The following is a 14481-nucleotide window of genomic DNA, read 5'->3' as shown; positions in this document are numbered from 1 at the left end:
CAGGAAGTTGCCCAGTAACATCGTTTTCTCGTTTCTCCACCAACGACGGACGATGGATACACCATGAGCCTTCCCTGGTACCACCCCATTGGCGACGAAATGGACCTGTTCGAAGCCGCCTGGTCCGAACGCCTGCCCGTGCTGCTGCAGGGGCCCACCGGTTGCGGCAAGACCCGCTTCATCGAGCACATGGCGGCCCGGGTGCAACCCCGCCACCATCCCGGTCCGGGCGTGGCGCTGGTCACCGTCGCCTGCCACGACGACCTGACGGCCAATGACCTGGTGGGGCGGCACCTGCTGCTGAACGAGCAAACCGTCTGGACCGACGGCCCCCTGACGCGTGCGGCGCGCGGCGGTGCCATCTGCTACCTCGACGAGCTGGCCGAGGCGCGGCGCGACACCACGGTCGTCGTGCACTCGCTCACCGACCACCGCCGACTGCTGCCGATCGAGAAGACGGGCGAGCTGCTGCAGGCGCACCCGGACTTTCTGCTCGTGGCGTCGACCAACCCCGGCTACCAGGCCGCGTTCAAGGCCCTCAAGCCCTCGACCCGGCAGCGGTTTGTCGAGATCACGTTCGGCTACCCGCCGCCCGCCCAGGAGGCGGCCATCGTGGCCCACGAAGCCGGCATCGAACCGGCCTGGGCGCAGGCCCTGGCCCAGGTGGGTGAGCGCCTGCGCGCCATGCAGGACGGCGGCCTGGGCGACCACGTCAGCACGCGGGCGCTGGTGCACGCCGGGCAGCTGATGCGTCGCGGCATCCCGCCACGGCGCGCCTGCGCGGTGGTGCTGGCGGGCGTGTTCGGCGACGAGCCCGATGCAGGGGCAGCGGCCCTGGACGTGGTGGACCTGGTCTTCCCATGACCCCGCGCCCGCCCGTTGGCCCGACACCGCTCCCGGCGTACGGGGACACGGCACGGCTGGTGTGGCTGGCCCAGGCGCTCGGTGCGCCCGGCCTGGCGATCGCCTGGGACACGCAGGCGGCAGGCCGCTGGCGCGGCCCGCTGGGCAGCGCCCTTCAGCTGACGCTGGCGCCCGACACCGCGCACCGCGTGCATCGCCTGCAGGTGGCGCGCGCCGCACTCGATCACGCGCCCGAGGGCCGGTGGTCGCTGCGCATCGAACGCACGGCCCCGCGTGGCCTGCTGGGCCCCGGGCTGCGCGACGGCGATCCGGTGCTGGGCGTGGCGGAGTGCCTGAACAGCTGGCCCCGAGCGGTGCTGCTGCGGCGCAGCTTCCTCTGGCTGGACGGCCAGCGCGTGGACGCGGCGCTGGCCCGGCGATGGGCAGGCGCACGGCGTGACCTGCCCCTGGATCCCGCGCCCAAACCCGCCCATCTGGCGCACCTGGACCTCCCAGCCCTGCCGCCGCTGCCCGATGCCGAAGCGGCCCTTCGCCTGACGCTGCAGCTGCACCACCAGCTGCTGGCCCGGCCCGGCCGCGCCAGCCCCGGCAGCGCGACCGACGCCGAGGCGCCGGCCTCGTCCAGCCCGGGCCTGCAGTCCCCGCAGGCCGGCGCCGCGCGAGCCCACGCCCATGCCGCGGACCACGCAGCGCCCGCAAGCCACTCGCCGGCCGACACAGGTGACGGCGATGGCGACCACCTTGCCAAAGGTCCCGTCGACGGCACGCCCCCGCAACCCGTGCCGCCGGGCGGCGCGGACGCGGCCGAGGCGGACACCGCCGCCACGCATGACGACACGCCGCTGCAAGCCAGCCGACCCCGAGCGCCCCGGCTTGCCGACGTGACCTGGCACGACGAATGGGACGCCGAGCAGGGCCACTATCGCCGTGCCTGGGCCGCCGTGCACGCCCAGCCGGTGGTGGGAGACGACCTGCAGTACCTGACCGGCGTGCGCCAGCGGCATGCGGCCCTGGCCCGCCAGATCCGGCGCCGCTTCCAGGGCATCGAAGCCGATGCCTGGCTGCGCGAGCGACGGCGCCCCGAGGGCGAGCAGATCGACGTCGACAGTGCCCTCGACGAATGGCTGCAGCGCCGGCACGGCACCTGCCCCGAAGGCCGGGTCTACCAAAGCCAGGCCCGCCAGCGGCGCGAGGTCAGCGTGGCCCTGCTGCTGGACCTGAGCGGCAGCATGAACTTCGTCCTGCGCAGCGCCGAAGCCGCCCCCGAGCCCGACCTGGACGCCGGACCTCTGTGGGGCGTGGCCGCACCCGCCCCGATCCCGACCGAGGCGCCGCGCCGCGTGATCGACGTGGTCAAGGACGCGGTCGCCCTGCTGTGCGACGCCCTGCAGGGCCTGGGGCACCGCTTTGCGGTGTTCGGCTTCAACGGCGACGGCCGCGAGCAGGTCGATTTCCTGGAGATCAAGGCGTTCGAGGCCGACTGGTCCGCCACCCAGGCCGCTTCGTTGGCGGCCGCCGCACCGCGGGGCGCCACGCGCATGGGGGCGGCCGTGCGGCACGCGGCCCTGCGCCTGAGCCGCGAACCCACGCGGCGCAAGCTGCTGCTGGTGCTGTCGGATGGTTACCCCCAGGACCGCGACTACGGCCCGCGGCGCGACGACCCCAGCCACGGCGTGGCCGACACGGCCAAAGCCCTGCGCGAGGCCGAGCATGGCGGCATCGCCACCTTCCACCTCTCGGTGGACAGTGCGGCCCACGACTATTTGCGTCGCATGTGCAAGCCCGACAGCTACCGCGTGGTCCGCGACGTGGAGGCCCTGCCCCGCGAACTGCTGAACCTGGCCCGGCTGCTGCGCGTCCGCTGACGCCGTCGGGGTCAGACGCTTGAGCATTGAATAAGAACAATTCTCATCCGTATATGATGCCGCCCTGCGGCCCCCTGGCCCGCGGTCGTTGGACCGCCGCCAGCGGTTGCACGCTGCTGTCTTTGTCTGTCCCCCAGGAACCTCGCATGAACTTGCTCAAGCCGTCTTCTCTCGTTGCCGTCGCCGTGGTGGTGGCCCTCACCGGCTGCGCCCAGCCGGGCACCTCTGCCAATGCCGGATCCAAGGCAGCAGCCAGTCAGCCCGCGCAGCAGGTGTCTCGCCAGGCCCTGGCCAAGGGCTTGTATGAGCTGGCCTACAGCCCCCGTCAGAACGCGGTGTTCGTGGCGTCGTCCGGCGGCTTCGGGGCCGATGCCGATGGGGCCAAGGTGCTGCGCCTGAACCCGCAGACGCTGGCCGTGGAAGGCGAGATCGCGCTGGAGCGCAAGGCATTCGGCGTCACGCTGGACGATGCCGCCGGCCGCCTCTACGTGGGCAACACGGTCGACCTGTCGGTGACCGTGGTCGACATCGTGGGCAACCGCGTGGTCGGCGTGGTGCAACTGGAAGAGAAGGTCCAGTCCAAGGACAAGGACGGCAAGGACGTGGCGCGCTACGCCCGTGACCTGCGCGAGCTGGCGGTCGACCCAGCCAACAAGCGCCTGTTCCTGACCGGCCATGGCGGCGAGAACGGCAGCGTGCTCTACGTGGTCAACACCGAGACCCTCAAGGTCGACAAGGTGCTGCCCGGCCTAGGCAACGCCAAGGCGCCCGGCTTCGCCTTCGATGCCGCCGGCCAACGCCTGTTCGTGACCAACCTGCTGGGCGAGCTGATCACCATCAACACGCGCACCCTCGAGATCGCCCAGCGCGTGAAGACCGACGCCGAGCAGCCGCTGAACATCGCCTTCGATCCGGCCTCGCAGCGCCTGTTCGTCACCGACCAGGGCGCCGACAACATCCGCAACTACCAGGCCAAGAGCATCCCGGGCTTCGCCTCCAAGCACCCGGGCAACCGCGTCGCCGTGTTCGACGCCCAGACCGGCAAGCCGCTGGGCAGCATCGCCACCGACGCTGGCCCCATGGGCGTGCTGCTCGACGCACCGCGTCAGCGCCTGTATGTGACCAACCGCGCCGCCGGCAACGTGACGGTGTACGACAGCCGCAGCCAGGCCTTGCTGCAGACCATCCCCTTGCCCAGCCACCCCAACAGCCTGGCCCTCGACACGCAGCGCAACGTGCTCTACGTCAGCGTCAAGAACGGCGAGAAGGATCCCAAGGGCAGTGCGGAAAGCGTCGCGCGCATCGCGTTCTGAGCCCCGCTTCGGGCAACGGGCCGGGCGCCATGCGCGGCCGGCCCGTGGCCAGTGACCCGTAGATCCGGGCCACCCTGGACTGCGGCGACGCGCGCCCCGCGCCGAATCAGCGTGCCGCCCAAACCTGCAGCGCCTGACGTCGTCACCTCGGCCGCCGTGCTCGGCGTGGGGACGCCGACGCGTCAGCGCCTGGGCCTTGCGCTCCACGCGGGAGTCGCTCAAATTTTGAGAATGGAGTATGCAGCCACTCCCGATTCATGATGAACGGCAATGACGCCATACTGCCCACAGCCATCACCCGCCTGACGCACACGATGACGCCCGTCGCGCGGCGTGCCAAGGCGCTGGCCCATCACCGCGCCATCATCTTGTGGCAGTGCTGCACGCGGCACCTGGTCTCCTGCGCTGCGCGCCGTCCCGCCGGACCGGGCTTGCTACACTGGACTTCGCCCGCCCGCACCGTTGGCCTGCCCCCTGGCGCCGCGCTTGACGCGGGCGGCAGCGCCCCATGTCCGACACCATCACCGTCCTCTTTTTCGGCCCCCTCAAGACCCTGGTGCCATCCGGCAGCGAAGCCCTGCCGTGGACGGCCGGCGACACCGACGACCTGCTCCAGCTGCTGCGCGCACGCGGCCCTGAATGGGCGGCGGCCCTGCACCCGCGCGCCTTGCGCCTGGCCCTCAACCGCCAGTTGCTGCACACCGCCGCCCCGATCCGGCCGGGCGATGAAGTGGGGCTGGTCCCTCCGGTCACCGGGGGCTGAGCCATGCGCTGCATTCGCGTTCAGACCGAGCGCATCGACCACAGCCCGGCGGTCGATGCGGCGGGACTCAGCGGCGCCTGCGTGCGCTTCAGTGGCATCGCCCGCACCAACACCGACCACAGCCTGAGCCACCTGGTGCTGGAGCATTTTCCCGGGGTGACCGAGCAGGAGATCGAGCGCATCGTGAACCAGGCGTGCAACCGCTGGGCCCTGCACGGGGTGGTGGTCATCCACCGGGTGGGCCGGATCGCGGTGGGCGAGGAGGTCGTGCGCGTGGAGACGGCCAGCGCCCACCGCCGCGCGGCCTACGAGGCCAACGCCTACATCATGGATTACCTCAAGACGCAGGCCCCGTTCTGGAAGCAGGAGGGCTTCGTCGATGGCCGCGCCACCTGGGTCCAGCCCCGGGACAGCGACCAGCAGGCGCAGCAGCGCTGGGCCGCTGATGCGCCATCGCCGCTGCGCCTGGACCACCTCCGCATCGGCGCGGTGATCCTGGCGGGCGGCCGCGGCCGGCGCATGGGCGTCGTCAACAAAGGCCTGCAGCCCCTGGCGGGCCAGCCCTTGATCCAGCACGTGCTGGCGGCCATCCAGCCCCAGGTCGACGCGGTGGTGATCAGCGCCAACCGGGACCTGCCCGCCTACCGCGCCCTGGGCCACCCCGTCGTGCCCGACGAAGCGCCCTGGCACGGCCTGGGCCCGCTGGCCGGCATCGCCAGCGCCCTGCCGCATGTCCCGGCCCACCTGGATGCCATCCTGACGGTGCCTTGCGACACGCCGTTTCTGCCCGCGGACCTGGTGCACCGCCTGGCCCAGGTGCTGTTCGCAGCCGAGGGCCACGCCGCCGTGGTGGCCACCACGTCCGATGGCCAGCACGCCGGCATTGCGCTGTTCCGCCCGCTGGCGGCCTGGTCGCTGCCGCGGGCCTTGCAGTCGCCCGCCACGCGCAGCCTGCGCCACTGGCTGGCATCGCTGGGCAGCAGCGCCGTGCTGTTCGACGATGCCGACGTCTTGGCCAACTGCAACGACCTGGCGGCACTGCAGGCGGCCGACCAAGCCCTTCGCGCCCCATGAGCGCCCGCAAGGCCGCAGGCACTCAGGCCTGCACCCGGGTCTTGCCGTTCAGCGTCGCCAGCCGCACCACCTGGGCATCGAAGGCCGCTTCGTCCTGGGCGTCGTGCGAGATCATGAGCAAGGGCACGTTCAGCCCGCTGGCCAGTGCCAGGATCTCGGTGCGCAGGTGCTGGCGCAACGGCGTGTCGAGCGCCGACAAAGGCTCGTCCAGCAACAGCACGCGCGGCTGCAGCACGGCCAGCCGAGCCAGGGCCACACGCTGCTGCTGGCCCCCGGACAGCATGTGAGGCCGATGGCGGGCGAGGTGCGCCACCTGCAGGCGATCCAGCCACTGCAGGGCCAGCTCGCGGTGGGCACGCGTCGGCCGCCACCACAGGCCCGGCCGCAGCCCGAACAGCACGTTGTCCAGCACCGATAGATGGGGAAACAGCGCCAGGTCCTGGAACAGGTAGCCCGCCTTGCGCTGCCGGATCGGCAGGTTCACCCCCAGGGCGGGGTCAAAGTACACCTGCCCATCGATGGCGATGCGCCCCGCGTCGGGCGCCAACAGGCCTGCAATGGCCCGCAGCACCATGGTTTTGCCAATGCCGGACGAGCCCATCAGCAGCACGCGGCGATGGGCCGTCTGCCACTGCACATCGAGCTCGAACACGCGCCCAGCCCACTGCCAGCGCTTGCGGATGTCGAGGTCGCACCACAGCGCATCAGGCGAGGCCACGCTCATGTGCCGGTCCTCCGGCGGTGGTCGGCAGACAGCCAGGTGGAGAACCACAGCAGCACCAGGCAGACGCCCGAGATGACCAGCGCCAGCACATGGGCCTGGCCATCGCGGCCGGCCTGCACCGCCTCGTAAATCGCGATCGACAGGGTCTGCGTCTTGCCCGGAATGCTGCCCGCCAGCATGAGCGTGGCGCCAAACTCACCGAGCGCCCGCACGAACCCCAGCACCAGCCCGGCCAGGATGCCCCGCCAGGCGAGGGGCAGGCTGATGCGCAGGGCTATGCCCAGCTCGCCCACGCCCAGCACGCGGCCGGCCTGCTCCAGGCGCGCATCCACCGCTTCGAAGGCGGCACGCGCGGGCTTGAACACCAGGGGAAAGCTGACGACGGCCGCCGCCAGCACGGCGCCCTGCCAGCTGAACACCAGGCTCAGGCCCCACACGTCTTGCAACCATTGACCGAGTATCCCCTTGCTGCCGAACACCACCAGTAGGTAATAGCCCAATACTGTGGGTGGCAGTACCATGGGCAGGGTGCACAGGCTGTCGAGCACATGGCCCAGCCAATGCCGGGTGCGGGCCAGCGCAAAGCCCAGCATCACGCCCGTCACGCCGCTGATCACCAGCGCACAGCACGCCACCTTGAGCGACAGGATCAGGGGCACCCACACCCCGTCCCAGGCGTTCACCACCGGGCTCCCCTGAACGGGCCTTGCCAGGCAGGATTCATCGGGGTGCCGCAGGCCGCAAGCCGTGGCGCGCGAGCAGCGCCTGCCCGCGGGGCGACAGCACCAGGTCGACAAAGCGCTGAGCCACCCGCGCCTCGGGGCTGGCCTGCACCACGGCAATCGGATAGCGCACCGGCGTGGGCAGGGCCACCGTGAACGCCACCTTCACCTTGTCGGGCATGAGGGCGGCATCGGTGCCATAGACGAAGCCCAGATCGACCTCGTCGCGGGCCACGTAGTCCAACACCTGGCGCACGTTCTGCGCCAGGATGCGCCGCTCCAGGAGCACGTCACCCAGCCCGGCCCGCGCCACGGCCTCGCTCGCGTAGCGCCCGGCCGGCACGCTGTCGGGGTTGCCCAGGGCCACGCGCTGCATCGTCCGCAGATCCGCCAGGCTGGACACGGCAGAACGCGCACCAACGGGCACGATGGCCACCAGGCTGTTCTGCGCAAACACGTGGCGATCCGCGGCGCGCACCACCTGGTGCTGTTGCGCGCGGTCCATGGTCGCCTCGTCGGCCGTTGCCAGCACGTCGACGGGCGCGCCGCGGAGGATTTGCTGCAGCAGCGCCCCGGAGCCGCCGAAGTTCAGCTGCACGGTGGCGCCCGGGTTCTGGGCCTCGAACACCTTGGCCAGGTCTTTGAAGGACTCGGACAGGCTGACGGCGGCCGACACGGTGAGGATCTGCGCCTGCGCGCCGGCGGTCATGGCCGCGAACAGGGTCAATGCGGCAACCGCCAAGCCCCGTCGGCTCCAAGGGATGAGGTTCATGTGCAGTCCTTCGGGCTGGCGCCTGTGCACCGGTTGCACAACGCCTGCCGCCCGGCCAAAAAGTGTAGTCGGCTTCGTGCCTGCCTCTGGGCCCGGTGCCCTGGTTGCGCTTGCCAGAGTTGGCCTTGCCGAAGGCTGGCCCGGCCGCGTCACAATCCCCTACCCACCCCATGGCCGTGCTGCGTATAGTCAGCCCATTCCATTGGATGAGGAGCACACGCATGCAACGACTGGTTTGGCTCTTGGGAGCCTTGGTTCTGGCCTTGGGCCTCGGCGGTTGTGGCTACAACGACTTCCAGCGGCTGGACGAGGCCAGCAACGCGGCCTGGCAAAACGTGCTCAACCAATACCAGCGGCGCGCAGACCTGGTGGACAACCTGGTCGCCACGGTGAAGGGCGAGGCCCAATTCGAGCAAGACACCCTGACGCGGGTGGTGGAGGCCCGCGCCAAGGCGACCTCGATCCAGGTGACCCCGGACACGCTGAACGACCCTGCGGCAATGCAGCGCTTTCAGCAGGCCCAAGGGGAGTTGAGCGGTGCGCTGTCACGATTGTTGGTCGTGGCGGAGCAGTACCCCACCCTGCAAGCCAACAAGGGCTTTGCCGATCTGCGCGTGGCGCTGGAAGGCACGGAAAACCGCATCGCCGTGGCCCGCGACACCTACATCCAGGCGGTGCAGCAGTACAACGTGCTGACCCGCTCTTTCCCCTCCAACCTGACGGCCAAGGTCTTCGGCTACGCCCCCAAGCCCGGCTTCACGGTGGACAACGAAGCCCAGATCAAGACCGCACCCAAGGTCGACTTCAGCAAGTGAGTGCCATGCGCAGCCCTCCATGCCGAACGCGGCGCCGTCAGGCCTGCACCTGGTGGCGCGGCTTGTGCGGGCTGCTGCTCGTGCTGTGGATGGCCGCCGCCCAGGCCCAGGTCCAGCCCGTTCCCGTCCTGACGGGACGCGTCATCGATCAGACCGGCAGCCTGCCGCCCGCCGCCGTGGCCACGCTGGACGCCCGGCTGAGGGCGCTCGAGGCCGAGAAGGGCTCCCAGGTCGTGGTGCTCATGGTGGCCAGCACGCAGCCCGAGGACATCTTCAGCTACAGCAACCGGGTCGCCAATGCGTGGAAGATCGGCCGCCAGGACGTGGGTGACGGCCTGCTCATCGTGGTGGCCAAGGCCGATCGACGCATGCGCATCGAGGTGTCGAAAACGCTGGAAGGCGCGGTGACCGACATCGCCTCTGGCCGCATCGTCAACGAGATCATGGCACCGCGCTTTCGGGCCAACGACTACGCCGGTGGCATCGAAGGCGCGGTGGACGCCGTGTCGGCCCTGATCCGCCACGAACCGCTGCCCCTGCCCGCTCCCACTGCCCCCGAATCGGGCCAGACGCGCCTGGGCGAGCTGCTGCCGTTCGTCTTTTTCGCCGTGTTCATGGCCATGCAGGTGCTGCGCCGCGTCACAGGGTCGGCCATGGTGGCAGCCGCCACGGGGGTGAGCACCGGCCTGCTGGTCGGCTGGCTGATGCAGTCGTGGCTGATCGGCATCGTGGCCGGCTTCGTCGCGGCCTTCATGGGCTTGTTCTCCCGGGTGCCCGTGGCCACCAACTCGGGCGGCTGGCACGGGGGCGGCAGCGGCGGCTGGAGCTCTGGCGGCAGCAGCCGAAGCAACAGCAGCTCGGGCGGCTTCCGTTCCGGCGGCGGGGGCAGCTTTGGCGGCGGCGGCGCCTCGGGCAGCTGGTGACTTGGTACAGTGGGATCATGACGGCTGCGCCCTCTTCCAACCCTCACGGACGCGTGGCGCGCTTGCTGCGCCATCGCTGGCACGATCAAGCCCACGTCCATCGCCTGTTCCCGCCCGAAGCCTTGCAGCGCATCACGCAGGCCGTGGCGGCGTCCGAGCAATCCCACACGGCCCAGCTGCGCATCTGCATCGAAGCCAGCCTGCCCACCAGCTACGTCTGGCGCCGGCTCACCGCCCGGGACCGGGCACTGACCCTGTTCGGCAAATTCCGCCTTTGGGACACCGACCAGCGCAATGGCGTTCTGCTCTATGTGCTGTTGGTGGAGCACGCCATCGAAATCGTCGCCGACCGCGGCGTGGTGGCTCACCTGAGCCAGGACGAGTTGGACGGGGTGGCGCAGGGCCTGACCCGCGCCTTTCGGGCAGGGCAGTTTGAACAAGGCATGGCAGACGCCATCGCGGGCCTGACCCAGCTGCTGCGTCAAGCCTTCCCGCGCGTCGCCGGCGGCAGCCTGCACAACGAACTGGATGACGCGCCCCTGGTGTTGTGAGTGGCGGTGCCCAGCACGGCGCGAACGGTGCAGTGGTCTGGGTCGTCCCTGTGGCAGGGCCCATGACCGCCCATCAACCGCCAATGCCTCAAGCTGCGAATGCAGTCAAATACGAGAGTATCATCTCTTAGCCGATCAAAATAAAACGGATTTGGGGCGATACTGCATTCATGCAAAGCACTCAACGGCATCAACGAACCACCTGACTGAGGCATCCCCACCTGCACAAGGACGACGCTGCGCAGGTCGTCCGTTCACAGTGCGGCGAGCGTTCCCCCCGCCCAACAAGCTTGTCTTCTGGCCGCGCGTGCGGTAGCCAACGCCTTGCATCGAGCCGCACCCTGTGCATGGTGAAACCGATTGATCGAAGCGACATCCCCCCGCAAAGTGGATATCCGACAGAAAAGGGGCTGGCGACACCATCACGCGAGCGCACTCAGCCCCTGCGTCTTACGCCGTTTGTCAGATAATCAGGAGATGTATAGACCAACCGCCGATTGCGGGGCATCGGCGATACAGCGATACCTACCAGATGGCGCGATTGGGCATGTCTTCCAGGTTGCGCACGGCCTTGAGGCGGTTGATCTCCTCAAGCAAGCGTCGATTGGCGATGTGCACCCCATCGAGCTCCTGTTGCAACGCCTTGCTGAGCTGCGCAAACGTCAGCAGCTTGCGGTTGGTTTCACGCAGGTGTTCGACCACCCGCTTGGCCATGGCCAACAACAGCCGAGCCGACACCTGAGGCGAGTCCGCCATCAGCGCCGTCAGCTGCTGCCGTGACAACACCGCGGCATTCACATGGGACGCGGCCACGCAGGTGGCCGAACGCTTGCCACCATCCAGCAGGCCCATCTCGCCAATGAGGTTGCCGGCATTGAGCACCGACACCACCATGGCCTCTTCGTCGCCGTGCACGGCGTTCTCCACGGTCACCTCGCCATCGAGCACCAACAGCATGAAGTCGATGCCCTCGTCCCCTTCGCGCATCAGCACCGTGCCCGCGGGAAAACGACGCGGCGTCATGTAGTTGACCACCACGCGCGCATCCTCATGGCTCAGCTCCACCAGCGCACCCTTGGTGATCAGCATGTCGGCGGCGCGTGCCTGAGCGATTTGCGCGTTCTCCAATTGGGTGTTCATGGTTCTCAGGTGTGGCACTCACACGTGCTGGACGAGGCAAAAAACAAAGCCCACATACCGCTGGGGCATGTGGGCCATTGTGACGCATCCGCCTTGGAAAGGGCTCAGCGCTTGCCGCGGTAACGGCGCAAAGCTGCCAACTCTGCCGCCAAAACGGCCAGTTCGCTCTGGGCGCGTGCAATGTCCACCTCGGACGACGCGTTCTTCAAGGCCTCTTCGGCCAGCGCACGCGCCTCGTTGGCGCGCGCTTCGTCCAGGTCCTTGCCGCGAATGGCCGTGTCGGACAGCACCGTCACGCAATCGGGCTGCACCTCGATGATGCCGCCCGCCACGAAGACAAACTCTTCCTTGCCATCGGGCAGGTGAATGCGCACGGATCCCGGGCGAATGCGCGAGATCAGGGGCGTGTGACGCGGATAGACGCCGAGTTCGCCCGATTCCCCAGGCAACACGACCATGCGGGCCTCGCCGGAGAAGATCGTCTCCTCGGCGCTGACCACATCCACATGAATGGTGTTCATTTCATCTCCTCTCAGGGTTACGCAAGGCCGGCGCGAACCGCATGCGACACAGCGCCAGCCTGAGGATCATCCTCAGAGGTTCTTGGCCTTTTCAAAGGCTTCATCGATGGTGCCAACCATGTAGAACGCCTGCTCAGGCAGGTGATCGCACTCGCCGCCCGTGATCATCTTGAAACCACGGATGGTTTCTTTCAGGGACACGTACTTGCCAGGCGAACCCGTGAACACTTCGGCCACGTGGAACGGCTGCGACAGGAAACGCTGGATCTTCCGAGCGCGGGCCACGGCCAGCTTGTCATCGGGTGCCAGTTCGTCCATGCCCAGGATGGCGATGATGTCGCGCAGTTCCTTGTAGCGCTGCAGCGTGCCTTGCACGGCGCGAGCCACCTGGTAATGCTCTTCACCCACCACCAGCGGATCCAGCTGACGGCTGGTCGAGTCCAGCGGGTCCACAGCGGGATAGATGCCCAGTGCGGCGATGTCACGCGACAGCACCACGGTGGAATCCAAGTGAGCGAACGTGGTTGCAGGCGACGGGTCGGTCAAGTCATCGGCAGGCACGTACACGGCCTGGATCGAGGTGATCGAGCCCACCTTGGTCGAGGTGATGCGCTCTTGCAGGCGGCCCATTTCCTCAGCCAGCGTCGGCTGGTAACCCACGGCGGACGGCATGCGGCCCAGCAGGGCGGACACTTCGGTACCGGCCAGCGTGTAGCGGTAGATGTTGTCCACGAAGAACAGCACGTCACGGCCTTCGTCACGGAAGGCTTCAGCCATGGTCAGGCCGGTCAAGGCCACGCGCAGACGGTTGCCTGGCGGCTCGTTCATCTGGCCATACACCATGGCCACTTTCGATTCGGCCAGGTTGTCTTGCTTCACCACGCCGGCGTCCGACATTTCATGGTAGAAGTCGTTGCCTTCACGGGTCCGTTCACCCACCCCCGCGAACACCGACAGACCGCTGTGGGCCTTGGCAATGTTGTTGATGAGTTCCATCATGTTCACGGTCTTGCCCACACCGGCGCCACCGAACAGACCCACCTTGCCGCCCTTGGCGAACGGGCACACCAGGTCGATCACCTTGATGCCGGTTTCCAGCAGCTCTTGCGACGGCGACAGCTCGTCGTAAGCGGGCGGCTTGCGGTGAATCGCAGCCGTGCTCGATTGGTCGATGGGACCGCGTTCGTCGATGGGGCGACCCAACACGTCCATGATGCGACCCAGCGTGGCCGGGCCCACCGGCACGGTGATGGGCGCACCCGTGTTGAACACCTCGAGACCCCGACGCAGGCCGTCGGACGAACCCAGGGCAATCGTGCGCACGATGCCATCGCCCAGCTGCTGCTGAACTTCCAGCGTCAGCTCCGAGCCGTTCATCTTCAGCGCATCGAACACGCGCGGGATCTTGTCACGCGGAAATTCAACGTCCACCACAGCGCCAATGCACTGCACGATCTTGCCCGTGCCGCCCGGCTGAGCCATATCTTGAGCCATGTTCATTCGCTCCAATTGTTCAATTCATCAAAACCGTCAGACGGCCGCGGCGCCTGCGACGATTTCCGACAACTCGGTCGTGATCGCTGCCTGACGCGTCTTGTTGTAGACGAGCTTGAGCTCGTGAATGACGTTGCCGGCGTTGTCCGTGGCGGCCTTCATGGCCACCATGCGCGCCGACTGTTCGGACGCCATGTTCTCAGCCACAGCCTGGTACACCAGCGCCTCGACGTAGCGGGTCAGCAGGTCGTCGATCACCGTCTGAGCATCCGGCTCGTACAGGTAGTCCCAATCCTGGGTGTACCCGTTGGCCTTGGCGTCGATTGCCATCTTGGCAGCAGACAACGGCAGCAGGGGCGCCACCATCGACTCTTGCTTCATGGTGTTCACGAAGCGCGTATAGCACAGGTACACCGCGCTCAGCTCGCCCTTGGCGTAGGCATCAAACAGCACCTGCACGGGGCCGATCAGCTTGTCCAGCGAGGGGGTGTCCCCCAGCTGGGTGGCACTGGCCACCACACGAGCACCGATGCGGTTCAGGAAGCCCAGGCCCTTGTTGCCAATGGCCACGGCATCCACCGTCACGCCCTTGGCTTGAAGGTCCTGAATCTGATTCGTCACCGCACGCAGCAGGTTGGTGTTCATGCCGCCGCACAACCCTTTGTCGGTCGTGACCACGATGAAACCAGCACGCTTGGCGTCCGGGTTGCCCTTCATGAAGGGGTGGACGTACTCAGGATTGGCCTCCGCCAAATGAGCCGCAATGCTCAGCACTTTTTCCGCATAGGGGCGAGCCGCCCGCATGCGATCTTGCGCCTTGCGCATCTTGCTCGCGGCCACCATTTCCATGGCCTTGGTGATCTTCTTGGTGTTTTCCACCGAGCGGATCTTGCCGCGAATTTCCTTTCCGACTGCCATGCGTCACTCCTCGTGTTGCGCA

General features: G+C 68.1%; 15 protein-coding genes. 8 read left to right on the top strand and 7 right to left on the bottom strand.

The features are described from left to right. The first annotated feature begins 63 nt into the window (after positions 1–63). From CCO03_RS02485 to mobA, 5 genes are all read left to right on the top strand, one after another. Positions 64–864 carry a CbbQ/NirQ/NorQ/GpvN family protein gene (locus tag CCO03_RS02485; RefSeq protein ID WP_087276814.1) on the top strand — a complete coding sequence of 267 codons (801 nt, stop codon included), beginning with the start codon at positions 64–66 and terminating at the stop codon, positions 862–864. Further along, positions 861–2729: a nitric oxide reductase activation protein NorD gene (locus CCO03_RS02480; protein WP_087276811.1), complete on the top strand. Its 1869-nt coding sequence runs from the start codon at positions 861–863 to the stop codon at positions 2727–2729. The genes CCO03_RS02485 and CCO03_RS02480 overlap by 4 nt, the downstream gene beginning before the upstream one ends. A gap of 146 nt (positions 2730–2875) precedes the next feature. Further along, positions 2876–4042: a YncE family protein gene (locus CCO03_RS02475; RefSeq protein WP_157667453.1), complete on the top strand. Its 1167-nt coding sequence runs from the start codon at positions 2876–2878 to the stop codon at positions 4040–4042. Between the two features lie 508 nt (positions 4043–4550). Next, positions 4551–4805, top strand: coding sequence for a MoaD/ThiS family protein (locus CCO03_RS02470; protein ID WP_087276808.1), 255 nt, complete (start codon positions 4551–4553; stop codon positions 4803–4805). Between the two features lie 3 nt (positions 4806–4808). Beyond that, positions 4809–5879: a molybdenum cofactor guanylyltransferase MobA gene (gene mobA / locus CCO03_RS02465; protein WP_205690352.1), complete on the top strand. Its 1071-nt coding sequence runs from the start codon at positions 4809–4811 to the stop codon at positions 5877–5879. 22 nt (positions 5880–5901) lie between these two features. Here mobA and CCO03_RS02460 read toward each other — a convergent pair whose 3' ends face one another. The 3 genes from CCO03_RS02460 to modA are packed head-to-tail and all read right to left on the bottom strand — an operon-like array spanning position 5902 to position 8097. After that, positions 5902–6603, bottom strand: a complete 702-nt coding sequence (locus tag CCO03_RS02460) for an ABC transporter ATP-binding protein (protein WP_205690351.1) — start codon at positions 6601–6603, stop codon at positions 5902–5904. Next, positions 6600–7286, bottom strand: coding sequence for a molybdate ABC transporter permease subunit (gene modB, locus CCO03_RS02455; RefSeq protein ID WP_236904003.1), 687 nt, complete (start codon positions 7284–7286; stop codon positions 6600–6602). Before modB ends, CCO03_RS02460 begins: the two co-directional genes overlap by 4 nt. A gap of 37 nt (positions 7287–7323) precedes the next feature. Further along, on the bottom strand, positions 7324–8097 hold the full coding sequence (modA, locus tag CCO03_RS02450; protein ID WP_087276805.1) for a molybdate ABC transporter substrate-binding protein: 774 nt from the start codon (positions 8095–8097) through the stop codon (positions 7324–7326). Positions 8098–8318: 221 nt separating this feature from the next. Here modA and CCO03_RS02445 point away from each other — a divergent pair, with 221 nt between their 5' ends. The 3 genes from CCO03_RS02445 to CCO03_RS02435 are packed head-to-tail and all read left to right on the top strand — an operon-like array spanning position 8319 to position 10386. Continuing rightward, positions 8319–8912, top strand: coding sequence for a LemA family protein (locus CCO03_RS02445; protein WP_087276802.1), 594 nt, complete (start codon positions 8319–8321; stop codon positions 8910–8912). A 5-nt stretch (positions 8913–8917) separates the two neighbouring features. Then, positions 8918–9835 carry a TPM domain-containing protein gene (locus CCO03_RS02440; RefSeq protein WP_087276800.1) on the top strand — a complete coding sequence of 306 codons (918 nt, stop codon included), beginning with the start codon at positions 8918–8920 and terminating at the stop codon, positions 9833–9835. A 17-nt stretch (positions 9836–9852) separates the two neighbouring features. Further along, the gene (locus tag CCO03_RS02435; protein WP_087276797.1) at positions 9853–10386 is read left to right on the top strand and encodes a TPM domain-containing protein; all 534 of its coding nucleotides are present in this window, start codon (positions 9853–9855) and stop codon (positions 10384–10386) included. A gap of 525 nt (positions 10387–10911) precedes the next feature. On the opposite strand, the gene CCO03_RS02430 is transcribed toward CCO03_RS02435, so the two are convergent. From CCO03_RS02430 to atpG, 4 genes are all read right to left on the bottom strand, one after another. Further along, entirely contained in the window at positions 10912–11526 is a 615-nt protein-coding gene (locus tag CCO03_RS02430) for a cyclic nucleotide-binding domain-containing protein (RefSeq protein WP_087276794.1), read from the bottom strand. Positions 11527–11630: 104 nt separating this feature from the next. Further along, a complete protein-coding gene (locus CCO03_RS02425) occupies positions 11631–12047 on the bottom strand; it encodes a F0F1 ATP synthase subunit epsilon (RefSeq protein ID WP_087276792.1) in 417 nt (138 codons plus the stop codon). A 72-nt stretch (positions 12048–12119) separates the two neighbouring features. Then, entirely contained in the window at positions 12120–13529 is a 1410-nt protein-coding gene (atpD, locus tag CCO03_RS02420) for a F0F1 ATP synthase subunit beta (RefSeq protein WP_087276789.1), read from the bottom strand. Positions 13530–13577: 48 nt separating this feature from the next. Next, positions 13578–14459 carry a F0F1 ATP synthase subunit gamma gene (gene atpG / locus CCO03_RS02415; RefSeq protein ID WP_087276786.1) on the bottom strand — a complete coding sequence of 294 codons (882 nt, stop codon included), beginning with the start codon at positions 14457–14459 and terminating at the stop codon, positions 13578–13580. Positions 14460–14481: the final 22 nt, after the last annotated feature.

The organism is Comamonas serinivorans, assembly GCF_002158865.1.
In the GTDB taxonomy this organism is placed as follows: Bacteria; Pseudomonadota; Gammaproteobacteria; order Burkholderiales; family Burkholderiaceae_C; genus Comamonas_E; species Comamonas_E serinivorans.
Note: the sequence above shows the minus strand (reverse complement) of the source record. Positions and strands in the feature narration are given on the sequence as shown.